Origin of the sequence: Mycobacterium sp. OTB74 (assembly GCF_029892685.1) — a bacterium.
In the GTDB taxonomy this organism is placed as follows: Bacteria; Actinomycetota; Actinomycetes; order Mycobacteriales; family Mycobacteriaceae; genus Mycobacterium.
Genome location: NZ_JARXVD010000012.1, coordinates 102396 through 127267, shown reverse-complemented (window position 1 = coordinate 127267; position 24872 = coordinate 102396). Strand labels below are relative to the sequence as shown.

At 65.8% G+C, this 24872-nt stretch carries 18 protein-coding genes; 10 read left to right on the top strand and 8 right to left on the bottom strand.

Annotated elements, in window-relative coordinates; genetic code table 11:
• Positions 1-281 precede the first annotated feature (281 nt).
• Genes M2432_RS17265 through M2432_RS17255 form a run of 3 tightly spaced genes read right to left on the bottom strand, consistent with a single transcriptional unit; the run spans position 282 to position 3393 of the window.
• On the bottom strand, positions 282-983 hold the full coding sequence (locus M2432_RS17265) for a sirohydrochlorin chelatase (protein ID WP_280828042.1): 702 nt from the start codon (positions 981-983) through the stop codon (positions 282-284).
• Positions 984-991: 8 nt separating this feature from the next.
• Entirely contained in the window at positions 992-1732 is a 741-nt protein-coding gene (locus M2432_RS17260; protein ID WP_280828041.1) for a phosphoadenylyl-sulfate reductase, read from the bottom strand.
• Positions 1729-3393 carry a nitrite/sulfite reductase gene (locus tag M2432_RS17255; RefSeq protein WP_280828040.1) on the bottom strand — a complete coding sequence of 555 codons (1665 nt, stop codon included), beginning with the start codon at positions 3391-3393 and terminating at the stop codon, positions 1729-1731. The genes M2432_RS17260 and M2432_RS17255 overlap by 4 nt, the downstream gene beginning before the upstream one ends.
• Before the next feature lie 325 nt (positions 3394-3718).
• Between M2432_RS17255 and hemW the strand changes: the two genes are divergently transcribed.
• Both hemW and M2432_RS17245 read left to right on the top strand, forming a co-directional pair.
• The gene (hemW, locus tag M2432_RS17250; RefSeq protein ID WP_280828039.1) at positions 3719-4870 is read left to right on the top strand and encodes a radical SAM family heme chaperone HemW; all 1152 of its coding nucleotides are present in this window, start codon (positions 3719-3721) and stop codon (positions 4868-4870) included.
• Between the two features lie 98 nt (positions 4871-4968).
• Positions 4969-6318 carry a salicylate synthase gene (locus M2432_RS17245; protein WP_348536315.1) on the top strand — a complete coding sequence of 450 codons (1350 nt, stop codon included), beginning with the start codon at positions 4969-4971 and terminating at the stop codon, positions 6316-6318.
• A gap of 3 nt (positions 6319-6321) precedes the next feature.
• Here M2432_RS17245 and M2432_RS17240 read toward each other — a convergent pair whose 3' ends face one another.
• The 3 genes from M2432_RS17240 to M2432_RS17225 all read right to left on the bottom strand — a co-directional run bounded on the left by M2432_RS17240 (position 6322) and on the right by M2432_RS17225 (position 10765).
• Positions 6322-7506, bottom strand: a complete 1185-nt coding sequence (locus M2432_RS17240; RefSeq protein WP_280828037.1) for an acyl-CoA dehydrogenase family protein — start codon at positions 7504-7506, stop codon at positions 6322-6324.
• Positions 7507-8245: 739 nt separating this feature from the next.
• Entirely contained in the window at positions 8246-9658 is a 1413-nt protein-coding gene (locus tag M2432_RS17230; protein ID WP_280828036.1) for an acyltransferase, read from the bottom strand.
• 99 nt (positions 9659-9757) lie between these two features.
• Complete coding sequence (locus M2432_RS17225; protein WP_280828035.1) at positions 9758-10765, bottom strand: AraC family transcriptional regulator; 1008 nt, start codon at positions 10763-10765, stop codon at positions 9758-9760.
• A 167-nt stretch (positions 10766-10932) separates the two neighbouring features.
• On the opposite strand from M2432_RS17225, the gene M2432_RS17220 reads away from it, so the two are divergent.
• From M2432_RS17220 to M2432_RS17205, 4 genes are all read left to right on the top strand, one after another.
• Entirely contained in the window at positions 10933-11493 is a 561-nt protein-coding gene (locus M2432_RS17220) for a 2,4'-dihydroxyacetophenone dioxygenase family protein (protein ID WP_280828034.1), read from the top strand.
• Positions 11493-12575, top strand: a complete 1083-nt coding sequence (locus M2432_RS17215) for a zinc-binding dehydrogenase (protein ID WP_280828033.1) — start codon at positions 11493-11495, stop codon at positions 12573-12575. Before M2432_RS17220 ends, M2432_RS17215 begins: the two co-directional genes overlap by 1 nt.
• 37 nt (positions 12576-12612) lie before the next feature.
• Entirely contained in the window at positions 12613-12996 is a 384-nt protein-coding gene (locus tag M2432_RS17210) for a DUF1330 domain-containing protein (RefSeq protein WP_280828032.1), read from the top strand.
• A gap of 65 nt (positions 12997-13061) precedes the next feature.
• Positions 13062-13952 (top strand): alpha/beta hydrolase, encoded by an 891-nt coding sequence (locus M2432_RS17205; RefSeq protein WP_280828031.1) that lies wholly within the window; start codon positions 13062-13064, stop codon positions 13950-13952.
• On the opposite strand, the gene M2432_RS17200 is transcribed toward M2432_RS17205, so the two are convergent.
• Both M2432_RS17200 and M2432_RS17195 read right to left on the bottom strand, forming a co-directional pair.
• Entirely contained in the window at positions 13936-14652 is a 717-nt protein-coding gene (locus M2432_RS17200) for a VC0807 family protein (RefSeq protein WP_280828030.1), read from the bottom strand. The two genes, M2432_RS17205 and M2432_RS17200, sit on opposite strands and share 17 nt — an antisense overlap.
• A 38-nt stretch (positions 14653-14690) precedes the next feature.
• Positions 14691-16319: an AMP-binding protein gene (locus M2432_RS17195; RefSeq protein ID WP_280828029.1), complete on the bottom strand. Its 1629-nt coding sequence runs from the start codon at positions 16317-16319 to the stop codon at positions 14691-14693.
• A 93-nt stretch (positions 16320-16412) separates the two neighbouring features.
• Here M2432_RS17195 and M2432_RS17190 point away from each other — a divergent pair, with 93 nt between their 5' ends.
• The 4 genes from M2432_RS17190 to mbtD are packed head-to-tail and all read left to right on the top strand — an operon-like array spanning position 16413 to position 24871.
• Positions 16413-19916: an amino acid adenylation domain-containing protein gene (locus M2432_RS17190; RefSeq protein WP_280828028.1), complete on the top strand. Its 3504-nt coding sequence runs from the start codon at positions 16413-16415 to the stop codon at positions 19914-19916.
• The gene (locus M2432_RS17185; protein ID WP_280828027.1) at positions 19913-20647 is read left to right on the top strand and encodes a thioesterase domain-containing protein; all 735 of its coding nucleotides are present in this window, start codon (positions 19913-19915) and stop codon (positions 20645-20647) included. Before M2432_RS17190 ends, M2432_RS17185 begins: the two co-directional genes overlap by 4 nt.
• Positions 20637-21953 carry a polyketide synthase gene (locus M2432_RS17180; RefSeq protein ID WP_280828026.1) on the top strand — a complete coding sequence of 439 codons (1317 nt, stop codon included), beginning with the start codon at positions 20637-20639 and terminating at the stop codon, positions 21951-21953. The genes M2432_RS17185 and M2432_RS17180 overlap by 11 nt, the downstream gene beginning before the upstream one ends.
• Complete coding sequence (gene mbtD, locus M2432_RS17175; RefSeq protein ID WP_280828094.1) at positions 21953-24871, top strand: mycobactin polyketide synthase MbtD; 2919 nt, start codon at positions 21953-21955, stop codon at positions 24869-24871. The genes M2432_RS17180 and mbtD overlap by 1 nt, the downstream gene beginning before the upstream one ends.
• Position 24872: the final 1 nt, after the last annotated feature.

The following is a 24872-nucleotide window of genomic DNA, read 5'->3' as shown; positions in this document are numbered from 1 at the left end:
ATCAGCAATGAAATCCGACGATCCGGATGGTAGGCCACGCAGATGTGTTTGGTTGGTTAGTGCCTTACCGCGGCTGTGGGCAGGTCGCGCCGATTGAGGTGCCGGCAGGTCAGCAGCACCGACGCCGGCAGGGCCAGCATGGACATGAGTTGCAGCAGGTCAGACATCTGCCACCCCGGGGTTTCGCATGCCGTCGATTCAACGCCCGCGCTGAAGGTGCATGGGACTTCTATACGAAATCCTGACGCCGGGCGGCGCGGTCTTGCCGGGATCAGAACGCCTCAGGCGGCGCGACGGGCGGCCACCACCTCGTCGAAGCGGTCCAGGACGGTGTCGGCGACCAGACGGTGCACGCCCAACGGCTGCGCCATCGGAATGTCATTGGCCCGGGCGAACTCGGTGATCCGGTCGGTGATCCGGCCGTGTGCCAGGAACCACGGCGCAATTATCAGCCGGGTGGCGCCCTGTTGGCGCAGCAACTGGGCGGCCTCGTCGAGGTTCGGGCGCGGACCTGCGGCGAAGGCCGTTGCCGCGCGCCAGTGCGTGCCGGTGACCAGGTGGTCGGCGACCGACGCGGTGCGGGCGTTGGCCGCCGCCGACGATGAGCCGACCGCGGTCACCAAGACACCGACTCTGGAGTCCAACCGTGACACCCCACAATGCGTGAGGCGCTGGCTCAGTACATGGATCAGCCGGTCGTCCTCCCCGAGGACATTCGCCTGGCGGACCGCCGAACCCGCGGACGTGATCATCGCCGGGATGTCGACGCGGGCGTGATATGCGTCGGCCAGCAGCAACGGCACCACCACGCTGTCGGCCGGAGCGTCGACCAGGACGTCGCGCAAGTTCGGTGAATTCTGTTCGCAGAACGCAAATTTGACGTCGACGTCGCGGCGCAACGCCGCTACCGTGCGGGCCACTTCGCGAGCGTTGGCCGCCGACCGCGGGTCGGCGCTGCCGTGTGCGGTGACGATGAGTTGCATGGACAGCCTTACGACGCGTGCAGACCGCATTCGGTCTTGGCCTGGCCGGCCCAGCGACCGCTGCGGGGGTCGGAACCCTCGGCGGGCTTGCTGGTGCATGGCGCGCAGCCGATCGACGGATAGCCCTCGTCCACCAGCGGATTGACCAGGATGCCGTTGGCGTCGATGTACGCCTGCATGTCCTCATCGCTCCACGCAGCGATCGGGTTGATCTTCACCAGACCGAACGCCTCGTCAAAGCTGATCAGGGGAGCGTTGGCGCGGGTCGGCGCCTCGACCCGGCGGATGCCGGTGACCCAGGCCGAATATCCCTTGAGCGCCTTGGACAGTGGCTGCACCTTGCGCAGGTTGCAGCATTGCGCGGCGTCGCGGGAGAACAGGTCCTTGCCCAGCAGTTGGTCCTGCTCGGCCACAGTGTGCTCGGGAGTCACGTTCACCACGTTCACGCCGTAGACGGCCTCGACGGCGTCGCGGGTGCCGATGGTCTCGGCGAAGTGGTAGCCGGTGTCCAGGAACAGCACGTCGACCCCGGGGCGGACCTTGGCGGCCATCTCGACCAGCGCGCCGTCCTGCATATTCGAAGCGACAACGTAGCCACATCGATCGGCCGGCCCGCCGGCGCCGCCGAAGTTCTCATCGACCCAGCGCAGCAGCTCTTCGGCGCTGGCGTCGGCCAACTCGGCGGCGCCGCGCTCGGCGATCGCTCTCAGTTCCTCGACGCCATAGGTGGCTGTGGTCCCACTACTCATCGCAACTCCGCTTCGTCGGCTCGAATGGCCCACTGGGCGAAACGCTCGCCGGGCTCACGCTGTTCCGTGAAGTTGCGCACCACCCGCTCGATGTAGTCGCCGAGCTCGCTGGCCAGCACCTTGTGCTGACGCAGCTTGCGCCCGAAACCACTGTCCAGGCCCAGGCTGCCGCCCAGATGCACCTGGAAGCCCTCCTCGGGGCCATTGCCCTCGTCGATCATCTGGCCCTTGAAGCCGATGTCGGCGATCTGGATCCGGGCGCAGGAGTTGGGGCAGCCATTGAGGTTGATGGTCACCGGCACGTCCAACGCGGCGTTCAAATCTGCCATGCGCTTTTCCAGCTCGGGCACCAAAGTCTGTGCGCGGACCCGGGTTTCGGCGAACGACAGCTTGCAGTACTCGATTCCGGTGCAGGCCATCAGGTTCTTGCGCCACATCGACGGGCGGGTCTGCAGACCGATGGCCTCCAAACCGGAGACTAGTTCTTCGACCCTGTCGTCCGGGACGTCGAGGATGATCAGCTTCTGGTACGGAGTCAGCCGGACCCGGTTGGAGCCCGCGGCTTCGGCCAGGTCGGCGATCTGGGTCAGCAGCGTGCCCGACGACCGGCCCGCGATGGCCGCGACGCCGACGGCGTTCAGACCGTTCTTGAGCTTCTGCACCCCGACGTGGTCGATGGTGTGCGGAACCTGCTCGGGTGCCGGGCCGTCGATCAGCGGACGCTTCAGGTATTCGGTTTCGAGAATCTCCCTAAATTTTTCGACGCCCCAGTCCTTGACCAGGAACTTCAGTCGGGCCTTGGACCGCAGTCGGCGGTAGCCGTAGTCGCGGAAGATCGAGGTGATGCCGTGCCAAACATCGGGCACCTCATCGAGCGGCACCCACACGCCCAGGCGCTGGGCCAGCATCGGGTTGGTGGACAGGCCGCCGCCCACCCAGACATCCAGGCCGGGTCCGTGCTCGGGGTGGTTGACGCCGATGAACGACACGTCGTTGATCTCGTGTGCAACGTCCTGCAGCCCCGAGATGGCGGTCTTGAACTTGCGCGGCAGGTTGGAGAACTCCGGGCTGCCGATGTACCGACGGACGATCTCGTCGACGGCCCAACTGGCGTCCAGCACCTCATCGAGAGACTCGCCGGACAGCGGGCCGCCGAGCACGACGCGCGGGCAGTCGCCGCACGCTTCCGTGGTCTGCAGGCCGACCGACTCCAGGCGGCGCCAGATCTCCGGGACGTCCTCGATGCGGATCCAGTGGTACTGGATGTTTTCGCGGTCGGTGATGTCCGCGGTGTCACGGCCGAATTCGATTGAGATTTCACCGATGGTGCGCAGTGCCTGGCTGCTGAGCGCGCCGCCGTCGCATCGCACCCGCATCATGAAGTACTCGGCCTCGAGCAGGTCGGCATTGTCGTCACCGGTGAAGGTGCCGTCGTAGCCTTCGGTGCGCTGGGTGTATAGGCCCATCCAGCGGTACCGACCGCGCAGATCCTCCTTGGGGATGCTGGCGAAACCCTGCTTGGAGTGGACGTTGATGATGCGGTCGCGAACGTTGAGCGCGTCATCCTCCAGCTTGAACACCTCGTTGGGGTTCAGCGGATCACGGCTACCCAGGGCCCACTGGCCTTCGTCGCGGGTTTTGACCGGCTTAGCGGTAGTCACGGGTTGGGGGCTCCTTCGGACAAGGAACCGGCCTTCGGAATGGCGCTACCCCGGTGGCTGACCGGCAGCGCAGATCCGGCGGCCAGCTGAAATTTCAGGTGGATAGGCCTTACGGCATCAAGCTGGCATCACGGCTGACAGCAACAGCTACAGACGCGCTTGAAGTCGACATGCCGCCGTTTCACCAACACGGTACCGAGGGTGCAGTTGCGGCTAGTGAACACACTGGTCATTGTGCCATGACCAGCGGCATCGGCCCTAACCGGCCCAAACATCGGCGCACCGTGAGCAAAACCCTCCACGGCCTGGTGGGACACTGTTGGACATGACCTCCGATCAACGGCGCGCCGCTTCCACCGGAGATCCGTTCGGCATCTATATCCACGTACCGTTCTGCGCGACGCGGTGCGGGTATTGCGATTTCAACACCTATACCGCCGGTGAGCTGGGTGGTTCGAATCCCGACGGGTGGCTGGCGGCGTTGCGGACCGAGCTGGCGCTGGCGGGCGAGCAGGTCGACCTGCCGGTCGACACGGTGTTCGTCGGTGGCGGAACTCCGTCCCTGCTTGGCGCGTCCGGGCTAACTGCGGTGCTGGAAGCGGTGCGCGAATCTTTCCGGCTAGCCCCCAGAGCCGAGGTCACCACGGAGGCCAATCCGGAATCGACATCGCCGGAGTTCTTCACCGATCTGTTGGCGGCGGGCTACACGCGTGTGTCGCTCGGTATGCAGTCCACGGCTCCGCACGTGCTGGCCGTGCTGGACCGGACGCATTCGGCGGGACGGGCGCCGGCCGCGGCGCGCGAGGCGTTGGCCGCCGGCTTCGAGCACGTCAATCTCGACCTGATCTACGGCACGCCGGGGGAGACCGACGACGATCTGCGTCGCTCGGTGGACACCGCGATCGAGGCGGGTGTCGATCACGTCTCGGCGTACGCGCTGATCGTCGAGGACGGCACGGCGCTGGCCCGGCGGGTGCGCCGCGGCGAGATCGCCGCGCCCGATGACGACGTGCTGGCCTTGCGCTACGAGTTGCTGGACGCGCACTTGGCGGCGGCCGGTCTGGATTGGTACGAGGTTTCCAACTGGAGCCGGCCTGGAGGCGAGTGCCGGCACAACCTGGGTTACTGGGACGGGGGCCAGTGGTGGGGTGCCGGGCCGGGCGCACACGGCTTTGTCGGGTCGCGTCGGTGGTGGAATGTCAAGCACCCCAACGCTTATGCCGAGGAGCTCACGCAGGGGCGGTTGCCGGTCGCGGACTTCGAGGACCTCGACGCCCACGCCCGGCACGTCGAGGACGTGATGCTGCGGCTGCGCCTGCGAACCGGATTTCCGTTGGACGCGTTGACCCCAGGCGAACGGGAGCGGGCCGATACCGCAGTGGCCGACGGGCTGGTGCAGGTTCAGGACCGCCAACTGGTCCTTACCGACCGGGGGCGGCTGCTGGCCGACGCGGTGGTGCGCACCGTTCTGGATTGAGATCTAGACGACTCGGGACGAGGTAGCGCCCCGGGCGGACCGATCGCCGGTTAAGGTTGGCCCATCTTTTGTGAGGTTAGGCTAAATTAACTAGGGTGCTGAAGGTGACTGCTGAAGCGACTGACACTGCTTTCGTGACCCGAATTGCGTTGTCGAACAACGTGAATCCTGCCGATCTGGTGGCGCAGCTGGCCGTCGAGCTGCCGGAGCGTTTGGGCGAGCCGTACGTCGTCTATGAGCGCAGCAGTGAGTGGGTGCTGGCGGTCGGGGTACGCGCGGCGATCGAGCTCGACAGTGATGAGCTGAGGTTGATCGACGCCGACGGATGCGTTTCCCGTCAGGTGTGGAGCGGCCGGCCGGGTCAGGTGCTCGGCGACGCCGTCGACCGTCTGCTGCTGGAGGCTGATCGGCTGTTCGGCTGGGTCGCATTCGAGTTCGGTGCCTACCGGTTCGGGCTGCATCAGCGTGTGGCCCCGGGAACGCCGCTGGCGCGGGTGTTCAGTGCGCACACCGAGATGGTGGTGACCGATGCGGAGGTCCGCATTGTCGGGTCCGACGAGCACGTCTCCGATGTGGTGCGGCAGCTGATTGCCGCCGGAATACCGACAACTCCGGCTCCGACCGCCGTCGACGTCAGCGTCGACCGCACCGACTACCCGACCCGGGTGGCCACCGCCGTCGACGAGATCGCCGCGGGCCGGTACCAGAAGGTGATCCTGTCCCGGCGGTTTGATGTGCCCTTCGCGCTCGACTTCCCGGCGACCTACCGCGTGGGCCGCGCGCACAACACGCCGGCACGGTCGTTTCTGTTGCGGCTGGGCGGTATTCGCGCGCTCGGATTCAGCCCGGAGTTGGTTGCCGCGGTACGCGACGACGGCATGGTGATCACCGAGCCGCTGGCCGGCACCCGCGCCCTCGGCCGGGGGCGCGACCGCGACCGCGCGGCCCGGGACGACCTCGAGTCGAATTCGAAAGAGATTGTCGAGCACGCTATTTCGGTTCGCAGCTCGCTGCAGGAGATCGCGGAGGTGGCTCAGCCGGGTACCACCGTCGTCAGCGATTTCATGACTGTGCGGGAGCGGGGCAGCGTCCAGCACCTCGGCTCGACTGTCGGTGGGCTGCTCTCTGAGGAAATGAACCGGATGGATGCGCTGGAGGCGTTGTTTCCCGCGGTGACCGCGTCGGGCATCCCCAAGGCCGAGAGCGTCGAGGCCATCCTGCGGCTGGACGAGTTGCCGCGCGGGCTGTATTCCGGTGCGGTGGTGATGTTTTCAGCCGATGGCGGCATGGACGCCGCGCTGACGCTGCGGTCGGCTTACGAGGCTGACGGACACACGTGGCTGCGGGCCGGAGCCGGCATCATCGCCGAATCGACGCCCGAGCGGGAATTCGAGGAGACCTGCGAGAAGCTGGGCAGCCTCGCTCCATATCTGGTGGCTCGGGACTGACGCTCACAAACCTGGTTGGTCCTCGATCAGGCCCAGCCAGATCTGCGCGGCGTCCATGGCCACCTTCTCGCTGATGAAGGCGTGCTGCGTGCCGGTATAGATGTCACGGAATGCGCGCTCCAGCCGCGAACCCTCGCGGATCGAACTGGTACCCGCCACCAGGTGCGCCCATTCGGCGGCGGCCCGCGCGGTGTCGGTGGCGTAGACGGCGGCCACCCTCATGTCCGCACGCAGTCGCGGGGTGAGTGGATTTCCGGCCCCGACGGCGGCTTCGGCTGTGGTGAATGCGTCAAGCACCAACAGCCTGGCTGCACGCCAGGCGGCGACGTGATGGGCCAACCCCTTCTGAAATGTCGGGCGGCTTGCGAGCGCGGCCATGTCGCTCATCCGGAATTTGGTCGCAGCAAGTTCCTCGACGTCGTCGAGCATGCTCTTGGCCACGCCGAGCGCCCAGGAAGCATGCCCGGCCGCGGTCACCGGCATCATGCCCATCCTGAATGCAGGCGAGGAGCCGCGCATCGGCTCGGTGGTGAACAGCGGAAAGGTGCGTCGGACCGGGACGAACAGGTCTTTGACGTGATAGTCGTACGAGCCTGTGCCCTTCAATCCCTGCACGAACCATCCGTCGTCGAACGTGACTTGGTCGCGGGGCAGGATCGCGACGTGCATCTCGGGCAATCCTTCGCTGATCCAGCGGATCTCGCCGTCGTGCATAGGGATGAACCCGGCCGCGATGTACTGCGCGTGGCCGGTACCAGAACCGAAGCTCCACTTGCCGGTGAGCCGGAAACCACCGTCGACGGCCACGCCCTGCCCGTTTGGAAAGAACTGGCCGCCCATGGTGACGTGATTGTCGTTGGCGGTGAACACCTCTGAGAAACCGTCGTCGGGCAGGTAGGCGCCGGCGGCGAACGACGAGGGCAGATTGGCGATGCCGACCCAGCCGAATGAGCCGTCCTGCCAAGCCATTTCGATCCAGGTGTCGATCATCTCGGCGAATCCCGGCTCGCGGCCTCCCGCCTCGACCGGGTTGAGCGCCGGCATCAGACCGCTGTGCCACATCTCCTCGACGATGGCGGTGGTCAGCGTGCGCTGCTGCTCGCTGGCGGCGGCCTCAGACGCGACCAGATCGCGCATGCCCCGGGCCATTGCGGTGATCTGGCCGGCGGACTCGGTGGTACTCGTCATCAGTGCCTCCGTTGTGTGGTGTGGATCACTGGACACCATATGCGGCGTTCGGTTCGGCCGAATACGGGGGAGTGACCAGGCGGTGGGGCCATATTTACCGCAGTCGTTTCGTCAAACCCCGTTATCTGGCCGTGACCTGCGCGGTATGGTGCACCCCATGGGCTGGCACGAGTTAGCCGATAACCTGTGGCACCGAAACCGGCGGCCACTGGCACTTGCCGGTGCCGTCATCTCCGCATCCGCCCTGGTCACCGCGGCCGGCGGGATCTATCAGCACGTCGAGGCCGAGGGGTCGTGCTGCGCCGAAGCGCCGGTGTCGGTACCGCTCTCGACACCGATGCGCGTGCCGAAATCCGATGCTGCACTGGCTATGACAAGTAGTCGTTCGATGGTGCGCGGCATCGTGCTGCGGGTCGGCGTCGCGCCCGAGCGAGGATTGCAGATCGACACGATTCTTCTCGCGCGCGCGATCAGCGTGCTGTTTCCCGAGATTCGCAACATCGGTGGGGTGCGGCCGGATTCACTGCGTTGGCACCCTGAAGGACTGGCGCTCGATGTGATGATCCCGAACTACGAATCGGCCGCTGGCAAGGCACTCGGCGATCGAATCGTGGCCTATGCGCTGGCCAACGCGGGACCGTTCGCGCTGAATCATGTGATCTGGCGCCGGGTGCTGTACATGCCGGGCAGCCCTGCGCAGGCGCTGCCTGATTACGGCGGCCCCGACGCCAACCACTTCTCACATGTCCACATCGCGACGAACGGGGGCGGGTACCCGACCGGTCGGGAGACCTACATGTTCGCCTACTCCGCTGCGCCCGTCGCGCCCAGCGGCGTTGCCGCCGGTACCTTCGTCAGTGCGCACTGAGGACCGTCCAGCGCTGATCCGCGCGCCGAGCAGTGCCGCAACGAAGAGCGCCAGCAACGACCAGCCGGAGTCGGTGCCGAGTCCGTTCTTGGCCATCAGTAGGAGCGCAACCCCGGCGGCACAGACCAGCACACCAGCGGCCGTCGACCAGGCGCCGACGGCGCTCATCCGGTCGTCCCACCAGGGCAACCTGCGGTGTTCGAGCGGTGATAGCAGCACGAACATCACCGCCATCACCACGGCGAAGACCAGCGCACGGATGGCCAGGTTGCGCCAGAAATACGGCGCAGATGGGTCGTAGGCATCCAGATGCGCTGCATGCAGGCTGAAGGTGGCGATCGCGATAGCGGCGATATGCCACAGATACAACGTCATGGCGCCGCCGTTGCCGACCGCGACCAGGTACCACACCCAGGGATACTGCACCCAGCGGCGCACCGTGCCGGCTGCTGCGATGAAGACCGCGGGCATCCAGATGCATTGCAGCGCAAGCAGAAGCGTTGGCGGGGTCACATTGGACATCCGCTCGGCGCCGGTCACCACCAGCGACACGTCGTACGGGCCGAAGACCGCGAGCGCCACCTGGGCGGCCAGAGCGACGGCAGCCACCGTCAACGCAGCGCGGACCGTGACCAGCCGGCGGGCATAGGCCGCGCCGATGACCATCGGGATCAGCCACGCCACAAGCAGATTCGCCGCGCCAGCCGCTGCGTTGTGAGTGGCGATCCGGGCCACGTCGCCGATGGCCGCGACCGCAATGAGCACAGCGACCACCAGCGCCGCCGAGCGACCCGACCGCAGCCGGGCCAGTGCCGGAACGAACGCCAGCACCACCAGATACGTGCCAAGGAACCACAACAACGCAACCGATTCATTGCCCAATGCCGCAGCAGACTCAGCTCCCATGACGAGTCGCACCGCAATCAGCGCCACCGTCCACGCGCCCAGGTACCAAAACGCCGGCCGGCACAATCGCTGGGACCGGGTGAAAAGCCAGTTGCCCCAGGACATCCCGGCCCGCCAGCTGAAGATACCGGCGGCCGCCCCGGCGAAAAAGAACAACGGCATCACCTGGAGCACCCAAGTGACTGGTGCCAGCCGGGGTATCGCGCCGAGGGTGTTGCCGATGTGGACGCCATCGGCGTCGATGGTCGCCAGCAGCATGGCGCAGTGGCCGAACATCACCACCAGCAGCGCGCTGAGGCGCGCTACGTCGATGCTGCGGTCACGGTCCGGCGCGGTGCCGTCGATGACGGTGCTGAGGGCGGGCAGCAGTCTCGGCATACCTCAAGCATGCCCGAGATCGGGGCGCTGCGGTTGAGTGTCGTCATTAGTCAACCAATGTGTCGAATTCACCTAGTCATCGGCCGGTACAGGGGACGGTCAGGGGACTCGGGCGGCGCGGCGGTACGCGGCGGGCCCGGTCCCGAACCACCGATTGCACGACCTGGTGAGCACGCTTTGCTCGGTGTAGCCCAGTTCGCGGGTCAGGTGCAAAAGATCGATGTCGGTGGCGCGCAGATAATGCTCTGCGGTGTCGCGGCGCAGGCTGTCGACAAGCGCGAAATACGTTGTGCCCTCAGCGGCTAGGCGCCGTTGCAAGGTTTTGGGGTGGATGTTGAACTGTGCGGCAATCACATCGAGGCCGGCCGCCCCGGTGGGCAGCAGCTGTCGTGCGATCGTACGAACCGACTGACTCATCGTCGGTCCCTGTTGTCCGATCAGGCTGGTGAGGTACTCGACGACAGCGCGATGTGCCAGCTCGTCATGGCTAAGCGGTCGGCCCAGTTCGGCGGTTCGGATGGTGAATCCGGCCGCTGGTTCCTGGAATCGGGGTTGGCAACCGAAATATTCGGAGTACTCGTCGACGGCGGCGACGCGCTTATGAGGCAGATGCACAGACAGCGGGTTGTACGGCGCTCCGAGCAGAAGCCTCAGCACTTTGAGCGTGACACCGAGGGAAAGCTCAGTCGTTTGAGGGTGCGGTGGCACGCGCTCCAGCTGAATGCTGAACTCGAAGAACGAACAATCGGGTCGCGCGGTCAGCGGTGCGACGCGGGCCGACAGAGCTGGGCTGTAAGCGGACATGAAGTTCGCGAAGATTTCCATCGCATCGGCCACAGTTGCGGCCGTGCGTGCGGCCACCCCGACCGGACCGAGGATTTCGATGCCCTGCCGCTGCGCGAGACGGCGACCGAAATCCGTTGTGGCGGTCGCCTCAGCAGCCGACTCCACCGCATCAATCGCAGCCCGCAGGGAGATGAACACGTCGTACTGTCCGATGTCTTGCGGGCGGATACCCGCCTTACGCAGCAGCGGCGCCGGGTCGGCGCCAAGCGTCTTGACCAGACTCGGATAGTTCGACAGCGCCGTGCCCCGCACCAGCGACATGTCCACGCATGCTAATCGGACTTCAAGTGAAATGTCGCCAAAAGCTAAAAGGGTGTCGCAATCGATCAAGACTTCGGTACCCGCCGACCGACATCGTTGTATCAGCGGTTATCCACCCGCGCTTCCGCCGAATTACGACGGAAGTTGTTGCGAACCAAGGAAGAACGATGACCCTCACCGCCGAGCCCACGGGCACGACGACGCTTTCCGGCGCGCCACTGCCGCTAGTGGCCCTTCCCCAAGGCGAGCTGCTGACGATCAACGAAGCCGATAACCCCCTGCTGCGCGATGCACTGGGTCCGGGCGTGCACTTCAAGCCGCTCCGGATCGACATGGAGGCCGGTACCTGGGCCGTGCTGGCGGTGCTGAGCCCCGGTGCTCGTCTGCCGTTGCACTACCACACCGGTGTTGCTGAGGGATACACAATCTCGGGCAGCTGGCACTACCTCGAGTACCCGGACCAACCACAGACCGCCGGGTCCTACCTCTACGAGCCCGCAGGGTCCGTTCACACATTCGTTTGTCCGGAGTCCAACACTGAGGACACCGTGATCTTCATCCGCGTCGAGGGCGCCAACATCAACTTCACCGAAGACGGCCAGTTCCACTCCGTCCTTGACGCGGTGACGATCCGCCACCTCGTTTCGGTCATCGGCGAGGCCCAGCACGCCGGGCCTGTCGATTTCCTCGGCGGTGGCGCCGCCGGATTCATGGCGCGGCAGGCGTGATGCGCGCCGTGGTAATGCAGGACGCCAAGCTGCGCGTCGAGGAGATCGACGAGCCGGTTCCCGGCCCGGGTGAAGCACTCGTGGACGTATTGGCTTGCGGCATATGCGGTTCCGATCTGCACTGCCTCGCCCATGCCCCAGACCTCAATGCCGCCACCAGCGTCGCACTGGGCGTGGAGCTGATGGATCTGTCTCGCCCCGTGGTGTTCGGTCACGAGTTCGTTGGACGCGTCGCGGCCTACGGTCCCGGTACCTCCCAAGACATCCCGGTCGGCAGTCGCGTGGTCGCGATGCCCGCGCTGCTGCGCGGGCAGACCACCTTCCTGGGCTTCGGCGGTCCCGAAATCCCCGGCGCCTATGCCGAGCGAATCCTGTTGTCCGAGGCGCTGATGATCCAGGTTCCCGATCACCTACCCACTGACATTGCGGCGCTGACCGAACCACTCGCCGTCGCCTATCGGACGGTGGGCAAGGCCGACCTCGGTGATCACGACGTTGCGCTGGTCGTAGGGTGCGGCCCCATCGGACTGGCGGTGATCGCGGTACTGCGACTGCGCGACGACCGGCGGATCGTGGCCGCCGACTTCTCGCCCGAGCGCCGCGCGCTGGCCAGGCGACTGGGTGCCGACATCGTCGTCGACCCGGCAGTCGAGTCACCCTATGCGGCATGGCTTTCGGCAGCGGTGACGGACGACTCGACGATCATGGCGCCACCCACTCCGGCGGCCGGTCAATTGCCGCTGTGCCCAACCGTGGCCTTCGAATGCGTTGGCGCGCCTGGTGTTATCGACCAGATCATCACCGGCTCGCCGCCCGGTTCGCGGATCGTAGTGCCCGGTCTGTGCATGACGGCCGACACCATCCACCCGGCGCAGGCCGTGCTCAAGGAAATCGACGTCCGCTTTGCGATGATGTACTCCGCAGCGGAATTCGCCGAAACCTTCGCCCGCTTGGCGGCCGGCGATTTCGACGTCGCGCCATTGCTCACCGGCACCGTCGGCATGGACGAGGTGGCCGATGCATTCGACCGACTGGCGAACTCACCCTCTGACGCGAAAATTCTGCTCGACCCAACCCGGTAATTACGGCTCAACCACTAACCCAGACAAGGAGATACACATGAGCACCACTTTCGAAACCACCCCGGCACAGATTACTGCCCTCATGTCGCGGCCCACCGACGCACCGGTGGTGATGGTCAACCTGCTGAAGTTCAAGCAGGACGGCGGATGGGAGCGCTACCTGCAGTACGGCGAGGAGGTCGCCCCGCACCTGGAGCGCGTCGGCGCAACCATCCGGTACGGCGGGACTGCTCCGGCCAACATCATCGGCGACGGCGAACGTCCATGGTGGGATGCCATTCTCATCGTCGAGTACCCCACGCCGGCAGCTTTCATCGACATGGTGACCTCCGAGTCCTACGCCGCGGTCCACAAGCACCGCGCTGCGGCACTGGACCGCGGTGATCTGATTGCGACGTCGACGTGGTCAATCGGGGACTAGCGCCGCGCTCGCGGTCATCAGCCCGCCATCCAGTCATCACCGCGCATCTCCGAAAGACACAAACAATGACGGCGCTTCCCGAACTCGACGGTGTCACACACCGTTTCGTTGACCTTGGCAACGGCATCACGATCCACGTCGCAGAGGCAGGACCAGCCGACGGCCGGCCCGTGATGCTCGTCCACGGCTTCCCGCAGCACTGGTGGGAGTGGCGAGAAGTCATCGGCCCGTTGGCCGCCGGCGGCTATCGCGTGTTCTGTCCTGACCTGCGCGGCGCGGGCTGGAGTTCCGCGCCGGCGGACGCGTACCGCAAAAACGACATGGCCGACGATCTAGCCACCCTGCTCGATCGGTTGAACTCGGGTCCGGTAACTCTGGTCGCCCACGATTGGGGCGGGTTCGTGGCATTCATCATGATGCTGCGCCACCCGGCAAAGGTCGCAGGCTTCCTCGGACTCAATACCGGCGCACCATGGGTGAGTATGGACGGACCGCTGATCCGGCATCTGTGGCGGTTCTGGTATCAGATACCCCTGGCACTTCCGATCGTCGGACCCCGCATCATCGCTGACCCAAAGGCGCGCTACCTTCGGCTGGTCGTGAAGTGGGTGGGCGCAGGATATCTGTTGCCAGAGCACGACTTCCAACTGTATGCAGGTATCTTGCAGGATCAGAGCCACGCCGTAGCCGGGTCACGGTGGTATCGAACCTTCCTCCGTCGAGAATTCTACCGATGGTTGCGTGGCGAATTTGCCGACGAACACGTCAAGGTTCCGGTCCGCTGGCTGCACGGCAGTGCCGACCCGGTGATCACACCCGTATTGCTGCGTCGACTTGTCGGTCGAGTCGACGACTTCAAACTCAACTTCGCACCCGGGGTCGGCCACTGGATTGCCGAACAAGAGCCAGAGTTGGTGCTGGCCGAACTTAGCAGCCTCCTCAGCGAACGTGCCTGACCTCCGTGTCATCAACGGCCCCAAGGCCTTCGTCGCTCACACCGGTGAGGTCCTCGGAGCGTCCGGAGGCAAGCTGGTCGCGTTGCCGGACAAAGCCGCGTAGCACTGTCACGGCCCCGGCGATGGACAGAACCACCAGTGTGGGGCCGGTAGCGACGATGACGATCTGCGAGATGTCCACCGGAAAGTTGAAGATCATGAACAACGCGAATGCCGGGTAGAGACCGCACAGTAACCCGAGCCAGACGCACAGCCGGGTGTGCAGCTGATGCCAGTCCTGGATGTCTTGTTCGGTCCAACCGCGTTGCGGCAGCGCCGAATCGGCGAGCGCCGGCGAGATCACCCCGGCAACCTTCTTCGAATTCGGTTTGCGCAGTAGGCCGCTCAGCAAGAACGACCACACCAGTAGCGACATGGGAACGAGTTCGAGGGACTGCACCACACGCGGGTTCTTGGTGACCAGCGCAATGGTCAGGGAACATGCCGAACCGACGAGCACCAAGATGTTCGCCGGTTCGATGGTGCGTTTGCGTGCCACGGTCAACAGGCCCTGAGCGGCTGCGGTGACGATGGCGCCGACCAACGCCAGGTAAGGCGCGAGGTCAAAGGCCCGCAGCAGGTAATACGCCGCCAGCGGGGGAAGGGTGTTGATCGCGGTGTTCTTGACGTATTCGGCCAAGGTTTTCGGGGAGTCGGACATGGGGCGGTGCCTCCTGTGGTTTATTCGGCTGGGGGTGGTCAGCTCAGGGTTGCGATGATGGCCTTCTTGTCGACCTTGCCGACCGCGGTGAGCGGCAGCGACGGCAGCGCCAGCAGCGTGTCGGGCCGACTGTGCGGGGCCAGGCCGCGGCCGTCGAGGTAGCTGTGCAGTTCGGGCAGGTCGACCGATGGGCCACGGAAAACTACGGCCGCACAAATCTTTTCGCCGAGGTACGGATCGGGTACCGGGACGGCCGCCGCTGCCGCGATGGCGGGATGTGTCAGTAAGTGCTCTTCGATGTCCGGTGCCGAGACGGTCTCGCCGCCGCGGTGGATGACATCCTTGATCCGGCCGGTGACCTCCAGATAGCCGTTGGTAAGGCGTCGTACCCGGTCTCCGGTGCGGTAGAACCCGTCGGGGCTGAATGAGCGTTTGTTCTCCCGTGGCGCACGGTAGTAGCCGTTGAGTGTGTACGGCCCGCGGACCAGTAGCTCGCCTTCCTGGCCTGGGGCGACCTCGGTCCCATCCTCATCGACGATCCGCAGTTCGTCGGCGGGGCACAGCGGCGCGCCCTGGGTGTGGTCCAACAGGTCGACTGAGTCGCCCGGGCGGGTGTAGTTGACCAAGCCTTCGGCCATTCCGAACACCTGCTGCAGGCCCGGGGTGAGGGTGTCACGCACGGCTGCAGCATCTGTCGCTGCGAGCTTGGCACCACCGACCTGAAGCAGTCGTAATGTGCTGGGGCGCTGTGGCTCCCAGTCGCAGGCCTGGGTCCATAACTTGGCCAGCGCGGGCACCAGGGCGGTGGCGGTCACCCCGTGACGGGCGATGACCGCGAAGGATGACTCCGGGCTGGGGTCGGCGGTGAACACAGTGGTAGCGCCGGCGGACATCGCGCCGAGCAGTCCCGGGCAGGCAAGTGGAAAGTTGTGTGCCGCCGGCAACACGACGAGATATGTGTCTCGGTGCGACATTTCGCACACGTGGGCGCTGGCGGTCGCGTTGTACAGGTAGTCGTCATGGGTGCGGGGGATCAGCTTGGGTGCGCCGGTCGTGCCGCCGGATGCCAGCAGCAGAGCGGGTTCGGTTGTATCGATCGGGAGCACCGGTGGTTTCGCGGTTCCGTCGGTGAAAAGCGAAGACCAGCTGATGAATTCGGCTGCATCGCCATCGACGATCACATGACGCAGCCCGGGGTGCTCGGCAACCAGTGTGCGCGCAGGTTCGCGGTGGTCGAATCCAGCTGCCTGGTCGGCGATGACCAGTCCCACGGCGCCGCTGACCGCGACGAAGTGGCTGAGTTCAGCGTGACGATGCGCGGGCAGACACATCACCGGCACCGCGCCGGCGCGCAGCAGGCCGAACAGAGTGATGGCGAACCGGACCGAATTGGGCAATTGCAGGAGGAACCGGTCGCCAGGCCGGATGCCGAGTGCAGCGAACCCGGCGCCGGCGGCATCGGCCAGTCTGTCGAGTTCGGCAAAGGTATGGGATTGAGTCTGATCGACGACCGCGGTATGCGATGGCCACCGCACTGCGGCCTCAGTCAGCAGGCTGCACAGTGGTTTTCCAGCCCAGTAACCTGCGGTGCGGTAGCCGTAGGCGCGTTCGACAGAGAACGGAGTGAAGCCGTCCAGCAAATCGGTCTCGGCATAGGTGCGTGTCACGTGGGGTCCCTCGGGGTAGGCGCTACCGTTTGTGCAATATAGGGTAGCCTAAGCAAAATTAGGACAGCCTGTGTTTATGAGATGGGGGATGTGGTGGACATCGTTACCGTGGATTCGGGGGCCATCTGTGCCGAGGTCGCCGAATTGCTCGGTATCGGCCCTGACGCTGTCGACATCGATTCCGATCTGGTCGGCCAGGGCTTGGACTCCATTCGGATGATGTCGCTGGCCGGTCGGTGGCGCAAGCAGGGCATCGACATCGACTTCGCCGCACTGGCCGCGGCGGCGTCGGTTCGTTCCTGGTCCGAGCTGCTGTCCGGGTCCGGCCGCCTGGCCCGCGCGGAAGAAACTGCGCCACAGGATGATTCACACCACGATCAACCATTCCCGCTGGCCCCGATGCAACACGCGATGTGGGTCGGCCGCGAAGCCGACCAACAACTCGGCGGCGTTGCCGGGCATCTCTACGTCGAATTCGACGGCCACGGCATCGACCCACAGCGGCTGACTGCCGCCGCTACCGCGCTGGCAGTCCGGCACCCCATGCTGCGGGTCGAGTTCCTGCCCGACGGCACCCAACAAATCATCCCGGCTACCAACGCTTTTCCCGTGACTGTCATCGATCTGCGTGATGTGCCGGCCGACCAGATCGGCGAACAACTGGCCCACACTCAGGTCAGCAAGGCCCACCAGCAGTTGAATGGGCAGGTCTTAGAGCTGGCCCTGACCCTGCTGCCGGGCGGTGCCACCCGACTGCACGTCGACCTGGACATGCAGGCTGCGGACGCGATGAGCTACCGCACCCTGATGGCCGACCTGGCCGACCTGTACAGCGGCACTGAGTTGGCGCCGCTGACGTACACCTATCGCGAATACCGAATGGCCGCACCATCGTCTGACTCCTCAGCGGATGCTGACCGACGGTGGTGGGCCGATCGGTTGCCGGAACTGCCCGACCCGCCGCAGCTGCCCATGGTGCCGCTCGCCGAGCAGAGCGACCCGCGCCACACCACCCGGCGCTGGCACTGGCTGGCCCCCGAGGTCCGCGACGCGCTGTTTGCGGCTGCCCGCCGACGCGGGATCACCCCGGCGATGGCGCTGGCCGCGTCGTTCTCAGATGCCCTGGCCTGCTGGTCGACCGCGCAGCGGTTCCTCCTGAACGTGCCGCTGTTCGGACGCGAGCAGCGGCACCCGGATGTCGACCGGCTCGTGGGCGATTTCACCTCGTCGCTGCTGCTCGACATCGATTTCGAGGGTGCCGGCACCGCGACCCGGCGCTGCGGTGTTGTGCAGGAGGCATTCCGCAGTGCGGCTGCGCATTCGGGCTACTCGGGGCTGGAGGTGCTACGCGACCTCAGTCGCCACCGTGGGACGCAGGTGCTGGCGCCCGTGGTATTCACCAGTGCGTTGGGCCTCGGTGAGCTGTTCGGGACGGCTGTCACCGAGTCGTTCGGTACGCCCGGATGGATCAATTCCCAAGGGCCGCAGGTGCTGCTGGACGCCCAGGTGACCGAATTCAATGGCGGTGTACTGGTCAACTGGGACGTCCGCGAGGACGCGTTCCCGGATGGCGTGATCGACGCTATGTTCGCCCGTCACCTCGGCGAGCTGCAGCGCCTCGCCACCGATGACGCAGCCTGGGAGTCGCCGACCCCCGAACCGCTCTCGGTGTCCCAGCGGGCGGTGCGCGACCTCGTCAACAGCAGCACCGCCGCGCCGAGCGGCGCGGCGCTGCACACCGGATTCTTCCGCACCGCGCAGGCCCGACCGCGCGCCACGGCCATGATCGACCTGTCCACCCAGTGGACTTATGCCGAACTGCGCGAGCAGGTTTCATGGGTTGCCGCGGCTCTGCAGCTGGAGGGCATCACGCCAGGTGACACGGTCGCGGTGCTCGGCCCCAAGGGTGCCGAACAGATCATTGCCCTGCTTGCGATTCTGGCCGCGGGTGCTGTCTACCTGCCGATCGGCATCGATCAACCGGCCGAGCGCACCGCGAAAATCCTTGCCACCGGCGGGGTCCGGATGGCATTGTGCTGCGGCGAAACCGAACCGCCGCAGATGCCAGCACTGTCGATCACCGAGGCGCTGCGTATCGGTAGGGGCGTCGATGGACCCTTCGTCCCCGTCGCCACCGACCCGCACGCGCTGGCCTACGTGCTGTTCACGTCAGGTTCCACCGGCGAACCCAAGGGCGTCGAGGTCACGCACGACGCGGCGATGAATACCGCCGAATTCCTCTACGAACACTTCAATATCGGGCCGGGTGACCGGTGCCTGGCCCTGGCAACCCTGGAGTGCGACCTGTCGGTTCTCGACATGTTCGCCACGCTGGGCACCGGCGGCACCATCGTTGTGGTCGACGAGGTGCACCGGCGCGACCCCGACCACTGGGCCGGCCTGATTCACCAGCATGGCGTGACGGTGCTGAACTTCCTGCCGGGTTGGCTGGAGATGCTGGTCGAGGTCGGCTCCGGGCGGCTGGACACCGTCCGCGTCGTGTTGACCGGCGGCGACTGGGTGCGTGCCGCCATGGTGCGACGACTGCAGGCCCAGGCGCCCGGTGTGCGGCTGGCAGGCCTCGGCGGCGCCACCGAAACTGCCATCCACGCAACGATGTACGAGGCCCGCGAGCTACCGAAGAACTATTCGGCGGTGCCGTACGGTGTACCGTTCGCCAACAACGCGTGCCGAGTGGTCAACGCGTCGGGCCAGGACTGCCCGGACTGGGTGCCGGGTGAATTGTGGGTCGCCGGCCGGGGCATCGCGTCGGGTTACCGGGGCAGGCCGGAGCTGACTGCGGACCGGTTTGTCCGCTATGCCGGACGCACCTGGTACCGCTCGGGTGACCTGGCGCGCTACCGGCCAGACGGCACACTGGAATTCGTCGGGCGGGCCGACCACCGGGTGAAGATCAGCGGGTACCGCATCGAACTCGGTGACGTCGAAGCGGCGCTGCAACGCATTCCGGGCGTTCGTGCTGCGGTTGCAGGTGTGCTGCCGTCATCGGAATCGCGGCGTGGCGACATGTTGGCGGCATTGGTCAGCCTCGGCGACCACACTGTTAGCGAGTCGCAGATTCGTTCCGCGATGGCTGAATTTGTTCCGCCGCATATGGTTCCGCGCAATATTGCACTGGTCGATGCGATCCCGTTCACCGTCGGCGGCAAGACCGACCGGCGGGCCGCCGCGGCGCAGTTGGCCGCTCTGACCGCCGGTAACAGAGAGCAGCGGTGCCTGCCGGAAACAGACCTGGAGCGGGCGCTGACGACCATCGTCGCCGAGGTGCTCAATGCCGACACCCCGATGGGTACCGACGATGACTTCTTCGAATTCGGCGGCGACTCGGTGCGGGCGACTGCCGTGGTGACGCGTATCCGTACCTGGCTGGACACCCCGACCGTGGGCGTGCCGGACATCTTCGCCACCCGGACCGTGCATGCCCTGGCCCGCCGGATGATCGACCGCGAAAACGCCAGCGAGCGGCTGGAACTCGTGGCCCAGTTGTATCTGGAGGTTGCCGATATGGACTACGTCGAGGTGCTCGGCGAGCTTGATTCGGTGCTTGATTCTGCGTCTGGTTCGGAGGCCTCATGACCGTGCCGCAAGTGCGATTCGCGCCGTGGGTCAAGCGTTACCCTGGCTCCGGCGGGCCCGGTGCAGCCGTGATCTTCCCACATGCCGGAGGTGCCGCAGTGGCCTACCGGGGGCTGGCAACAGCTTTGGCCGACACGGGAATCGATACCTACGTCGTCCAATATCCACGGCGGGCCGACCGGCTGGCGCATCCGGCACACGAGAGTGTGGAGCAGTTGGCCGTCGATCTGTTCGCGGCCGGGGAATGGCAGGAGGCCGGACCGCTAAAGCTGTTCGGGCACTGCATGGGTGCGTTGGTGGCCTTTGAGTTCGCGACTGTCGCGGAGAGCAATGGGGTTCCGGTGCACAGCCTCTGGGCGTCAGCCGGCCAGGCGCCGTGCGACGTGGTGCAATCGCCGCCGTTGCCCACCAAACCGCGCGACATGCTCGCCGACATGGTCGACCTAGGTGGCACCGACCCACGGCTACTGTCCGACATCGATTTCGTCGAGCTGTTGTTGCTCGCGATCGGCGCCGACTACCAGGCTCTCAACCGCTACACCGGCGGTGGCCGGATCACCGCGCCGGTACACGCGCTCGGCGGCCGGAGTGACCATCGGATCACCCGGGACATGCTGCGGCGGTGGGAAACCCACACTGCCGGCGCATTCAAGGTGACCGAGTTCGACGGCGGGCACTTTTATCTGAACGACCACCTGGACACCATTGCAGGCCTGGTCGATGACTGCTGACGGCCACCGGGAGGACCCGGTGGTGATCGTCGGGATGGCGGTGGAGGCTCCGGGCGGCGTGGATACCGCGCAGGGCTACTGGGACCTGCTGGTGTCCCGACGCGAGGCGCTCACACCGTTTCCGACCGACCGTGGCTGGCCGGTGCGTGAGCTGCTGGCCGGTTCTCGCCGGGAGGGCTTCAAACGAATTCACGATCGCGGCGGATTCCTTTCCGGTGCAGCGCTGTTCGACCCGGAGTTCTTCGGAATCTCGCCCCGGGAAGCCGTTGCCATGGACCCGCAGCAGCGCGTTGCGCTGCGGGTGACCTGGCGGGCGTTGGAGAACGCCGGGATCAACCCTGATGACCTGTCGGGTCACGACGTGGGTTGTTACATCGGCGCCTCTGGCACCGGCTACGGCCCGGATCTGGCCGAGTACTGCGATCTGAGTGGACATCTGATCACCGGCACCTCACTGGGGGTGATCTCCGGGCGAATCTCCTACCTGCTGGGCCTCGACGGTCCGGCGCTGACAATCGACTCCTCCTGCTCATCGGCGCTGGCCGCACTGCATGCCGCGGTACAAGCGCTGCGCACCGGTGACTGCTCGATGGCGCTGGCCGGCGGCGTCTGCGTAATGGGTTCTCCGGGGTACTTCGTCGAGTTCTCCAAACAGCACGCGTTGTCCGATGACGGCCACTGCCGGCCCTACAGCGCCCAGGCTAGTGGCACGGTATGGGCCGAAGGCGCAGGCACATTCGCCCTGGAACGCAAGTCGTCGGCCGTGCGGGCCGGGCGGACGATCCTGGCCGAGGTCCGCGCCAGTTGCCTGAATCAGGATGGCCGCACCACCGGGCTGACCGCACCCAGTGGCGCCGCACAGGCCCGGCTGTTCAACAAGGCACTGAGCATCGCCGGCGCCCAGTGCGATGAGATCGGCATGATCGAAGGACACGGCACCGGAACCACACTCGGTGACCGCACCGAACTGAATTCTCTGGCACAGACCTACGGCGCCACATTGCCGGGCAATGGCGCCGTGCTGGGCTCGGTGAAGTCGAATATCGGGCACAGCCAGGCCGCGGCCGGAGCCCTCGGCCTGGCCAAAGTGCTGCTGTCGGCAGAACACGGTGCCATTCCCGCCAGCCTGCACACCGAGCAGGCAAGCGATGAAATCGACTGGAATGCCCAGGGACTGCGGCTGGCCACCGATGTGACGCCGTGGCCTGCGGTAGCCGGTGAACGACTGGCCGCGGTGTCGGCATTCGGCATGAGCGGCACCAACGCGCACGTCATTGTGGCCATCCCCGACGGGGTGGTGGCATGATGGTTGCACTTCGATTCCCTGATAATCGGGTTCCGGTGCTGTTGAGTGCCCACACCGAAGACTTACTGTCCACTGAGGCGATCTCGGTTGCTGATTATCTTGACCAGCAATCAGTTTCGGACGTTGCGGCGGTGGGGGGCACGCTACTGCGATTGCGCCGTCGGCGCCGGTACCGCGCGATGGTCCGGGCCGCAGACTGTACTGAACTGCGTGCGGGCTTGCGGGCCTTGGCCGGCGGCGCCGACCACCCGCTGGTCGCGCGGTCGTCGCACACACAGCCCTTGCGTACGGCCTTCGTGGTTCCCGGGAACGGAAATCAATGGCCCACAATGGGCGACGACGCCTACCGACTGCTACCGGTGTACCGCGACCACGCTGATCAGTGCGCATTGGCGTTCATGGCCGCCGGTATCGAATCACCACTGATCTTCCTCAACGATGGCGGCGACCGCATCTGGTCCCAAATGCACAGCCAGAGCGCACAGTTCACTCATGCGGTGGCACTGGCCGCGGTGTGGCAGTCGCTCGGAGTCATGCCGAGTTTGACGCTGGGTCACAGCCTCGGTGAGATCGCCGCCGCGTACCTGGCCGGCGCTATGACCCTGAGCGACGCGGTCGCTGTCGTTATTGCCCGGGCGGGCGCACTGGACAGCCTGGCCGGCGACTATGCCGCGGCCACCCTCGGAATGACACCGGACGAAGCGCAGCAACGGATTTCGACAGCACGGGGTTGGCTGGAATTGTCGGTGGTGAACGCCGCCGCATCTGTCGTGGTCTCCGGTGACCGGAGTGCAGTCACCGACCTGGTTGCCGACGTGGCTGCGGGCGGCCGCTTCGCCCGAGTCATCGCGATGAACTTCCCGGCGCACACCAGCGCACTGGAACCCCTGCGAGACCGGCTGCTGGCGGGCCTGCCCGAGGGTCGGTTCGAGCCCGCGACGGTGCCTTTCGTCGGTTCGGTGACCGCGGATGTGGTCAGCCCTGACACCGACTTCGGTGAGTACTGGTACCGGAACTTGCGGCACATTGTGCGATTCGACCGGGCCGCGACGGCGGTACGGGACATGGGGGCCAACGCCTTTGTCGAGATGTCGGCGCACCCGGCATTGTTGTTCGCGCTCGCAGATGGTGCGGCCGAGGGTGAGGCGGTGCTGAGCGGCTCCGGACGTCGCGACGAATCCCTGGTGGATGTGCTGTCCAGCAACGTCGCTTCGATTGCGCTGGCCGACCCCGAATACGATTGGGCCCGATACCTGGAGCCCGGCCGGTCGTTGTTGCGTGGCTTCCCGAATGCTCCGATGAACGCCACCCACCTGTGGGCATATCCGCAGCCGTTGCCGAAGATCGTCGGCTTGACCACGGCCGTTGAGCAGTGGGTGGCACAGCCGGAAACCGCTGTCCCGCTAATCATTCGACAAGTCTGGGTGATCGAGCTGCCCGGCCCCGGCAGCGGGCTGGCCGATCAACTGCGTGCCGCGGTCCGCGCCAACCCGAGCACCTTGCCGGCCGATGAAGCCGACGCAGACCTGCTGGTTGTCGTCGCGCCGATGCTGGACCATCCTGACGTGGAATCGGCCGTGGCCGACATCGCCGAACTGATCGGCAGTGGGTTACTCGGTTATACCGATGCCATTGGCCCGCAGTGCCGTGATGTGTGGTTGGTGACCGTCGGTGGCGAGCAGGCCAGCGCCGATGAACCAGTCGCCTTGCCCGCTCAGGCCGCCTTGGGCGCCGCGCATCGCAGCATCGGCTTCGACCATCCAGAACTCGCGTTCAGACATCTCGATCTGTCCTCCTGGGAACTGGACGAGAGTGCCGCAATGGCGGCCATCGACACCATGTTGTGCCCAGGTACCGAAGTGGCGCTTCGGGATTCGGTCCGGCACCTTCGTGCGCTGGGGGAGGAGCCGGAACCGGCGCCTTGGGATAGGTCGTCGTTCGACGATGTCGTCATCACCGGAGGCAACGGTGCTGTGGGAATGCACTTCCTCCGTTACCTGGTCGCATCCGGGGCGCGCCGCATCGTGCTGCTGAGCCGCAATCCGGTTGACGACGCCACGCTCGCCGAATTCAGCGGCACCGAAGTGCTTTCCGTGCCTTGCGATATAACCACGCCGCACCAACTCGCCGCGGCGGCCGCAGCGCACGGCGGCGACGGCGCGACGCTGGTCATCCACGCTGCCGGGGCCGTCACCTTCGATACCACCGTCAGCCCTGAAGAATTCGCCAACACCGCGGCCGCCAAACTCAATGGCCTGGCCCGGATCACCGCGCTGTGGCCGATTCGACCAGAAGGCCGAATCCTCTTGTGCTCGTCGGTCTCCGGCTTGTGGGGTGGTCGTGGCCACGCCGCCTACTCAGCGGTGAACCGGATGCAGGACGTGATGGCCGGACAGTTGCGCGCCAATGGACAAGCCGCCATTGCGGTGCGCTGGGGCCTGTGGTCCGGCGCTGGTATCGCCGACTCCACCGAAGTGGCCAGAATCGAACGAGCCGGCCTGCAGGCGATGGATGCCGACGCGGCAATCGAGGCGGCGCTACGGGACCATCTACAGGACCCGCTGGTGTTCAGTGCGGACGCTGCGCGACTGCGGACGTTCCTCGGCGACGAGTCACGCGGTGACGAGCCACAAGCGGCTCCGGACCCGCAGAACGGTCCACTTGACGCGGAAAGTCTTACCCGTTCCGAGCTTGCCGCGGTACTCAGGCATCCCGATCCGGCCGGAATCGACTTGACGGCAGCGCTGTTCGACCTTGGACTGGACTCCCTGCTGGCTCTCGACCTCCGCAAACGACTACGACGGGCCTGCGGGCGGTCCTTGCCACTGGCTGACCTCTTGGGCGGCATCACTGGCACGGAACTGGTCGCACTGCTCGAAGCCGATGCAACCGATCGATCAGAAAAGGTGGATACCTAGC

Bases quoted from the DNA above. Each gene is read 5' to 3' on its own strand.
- M2432_RS17265 (WP_280828042.1), bottom strand. From the start codon at position 983: ATGCAACTCATCGTCACCGCACACGGCAGCGCCGACCCGCGGTCGGCG.
- M2432_RS17260 (WP_280828041.1), bottom strand. From the start codon at position 1,732: ATGAGTAGTGGGACCACAGCCACCTATGGCGTCGAGGAACTGAGAGCG.
- hemW (WP_280828039.1), top strand. From the start codon at position 3,719: ATGACCTCCGATCAACGGCGCGCCGCTTCCACCGGAGATCCGTTCGGC.
- M2432_RS17240 (WP_280828037.1), bottom strand. From the start codon at position 7,506: ATGACGAGTACCACCGAGTCCGCCGGCCAGATCACCGCAATGGCCCGG.
- M2432_RS17230 (WP_280828036.1), bottom strand. From the start codon at position 9,658: ATGCCGAGACTGCTGCCCGCCCTCAGCACCGTCATCGACGGCACCGCG.
- M2432_RS17225 (WP_280828035.1), bottom strand. From the start codon at position 10,765: ATGTCGCTGGTGCGGGGCACGGCGCTGTCGAACTATCCGAGTCTGGTC.
- M2432_RS17220 (WP_280828034.1), top strand. From the start codon at position 10,933: ATGACCCTCACCGCCGAGCCCACGGGCACGACGACGCTTTCCGGCGCG.
- M2432_RS17215 (WP_280828033.1), top strand. From the start codon at position 11,493: ATGCGCGCCGTGGTAATGCAGGACGCCAAGCTGCGCGTCGAGGAGATC.
- M2432_RS17210 (WP_280828032.1), top strand. From the start codon at position 12,613: ATGAGCACCACTTTCGAAACCACCCCGGCACAGATTACTGCCCTCATG.
- M2432_RS17205 (WP_280828031.1), top strand. From the start codon at position 13,062: ATGACGGCGCTTCCCGAACTCGACGGTGTCACACACCGTTTCGTTGAC.
- M2432_RS17200 (WP_280828030.1), bottom strand. From the start codon at position 14,652: ATGTCCGACTCCCCGAAAACCTTGGCCGAATACGTCAAGAACACCGCG.
- M2432_RS17185 (WP_280828027.1), top strand. From the start codon at position 19,913: ATGACCGTGCCGCAAGTGCGATTCGCGCCGTGGGTCAAGCGTTACCCT.
- M2432_RS17180 (WP_280828026.1), top strand. From the start codon at position 20,637: ATGACTGCTGACGGCCACCGGGAGGACCCGGTGGTGATCGTCGGGATG.
- mbtD (WP_280828094.1), top strand. From the start codon at position 21,953: ATGGTTGCACTTCGATTCCCTGATAATCGGGTTCCGGTGCTGTTGAGT.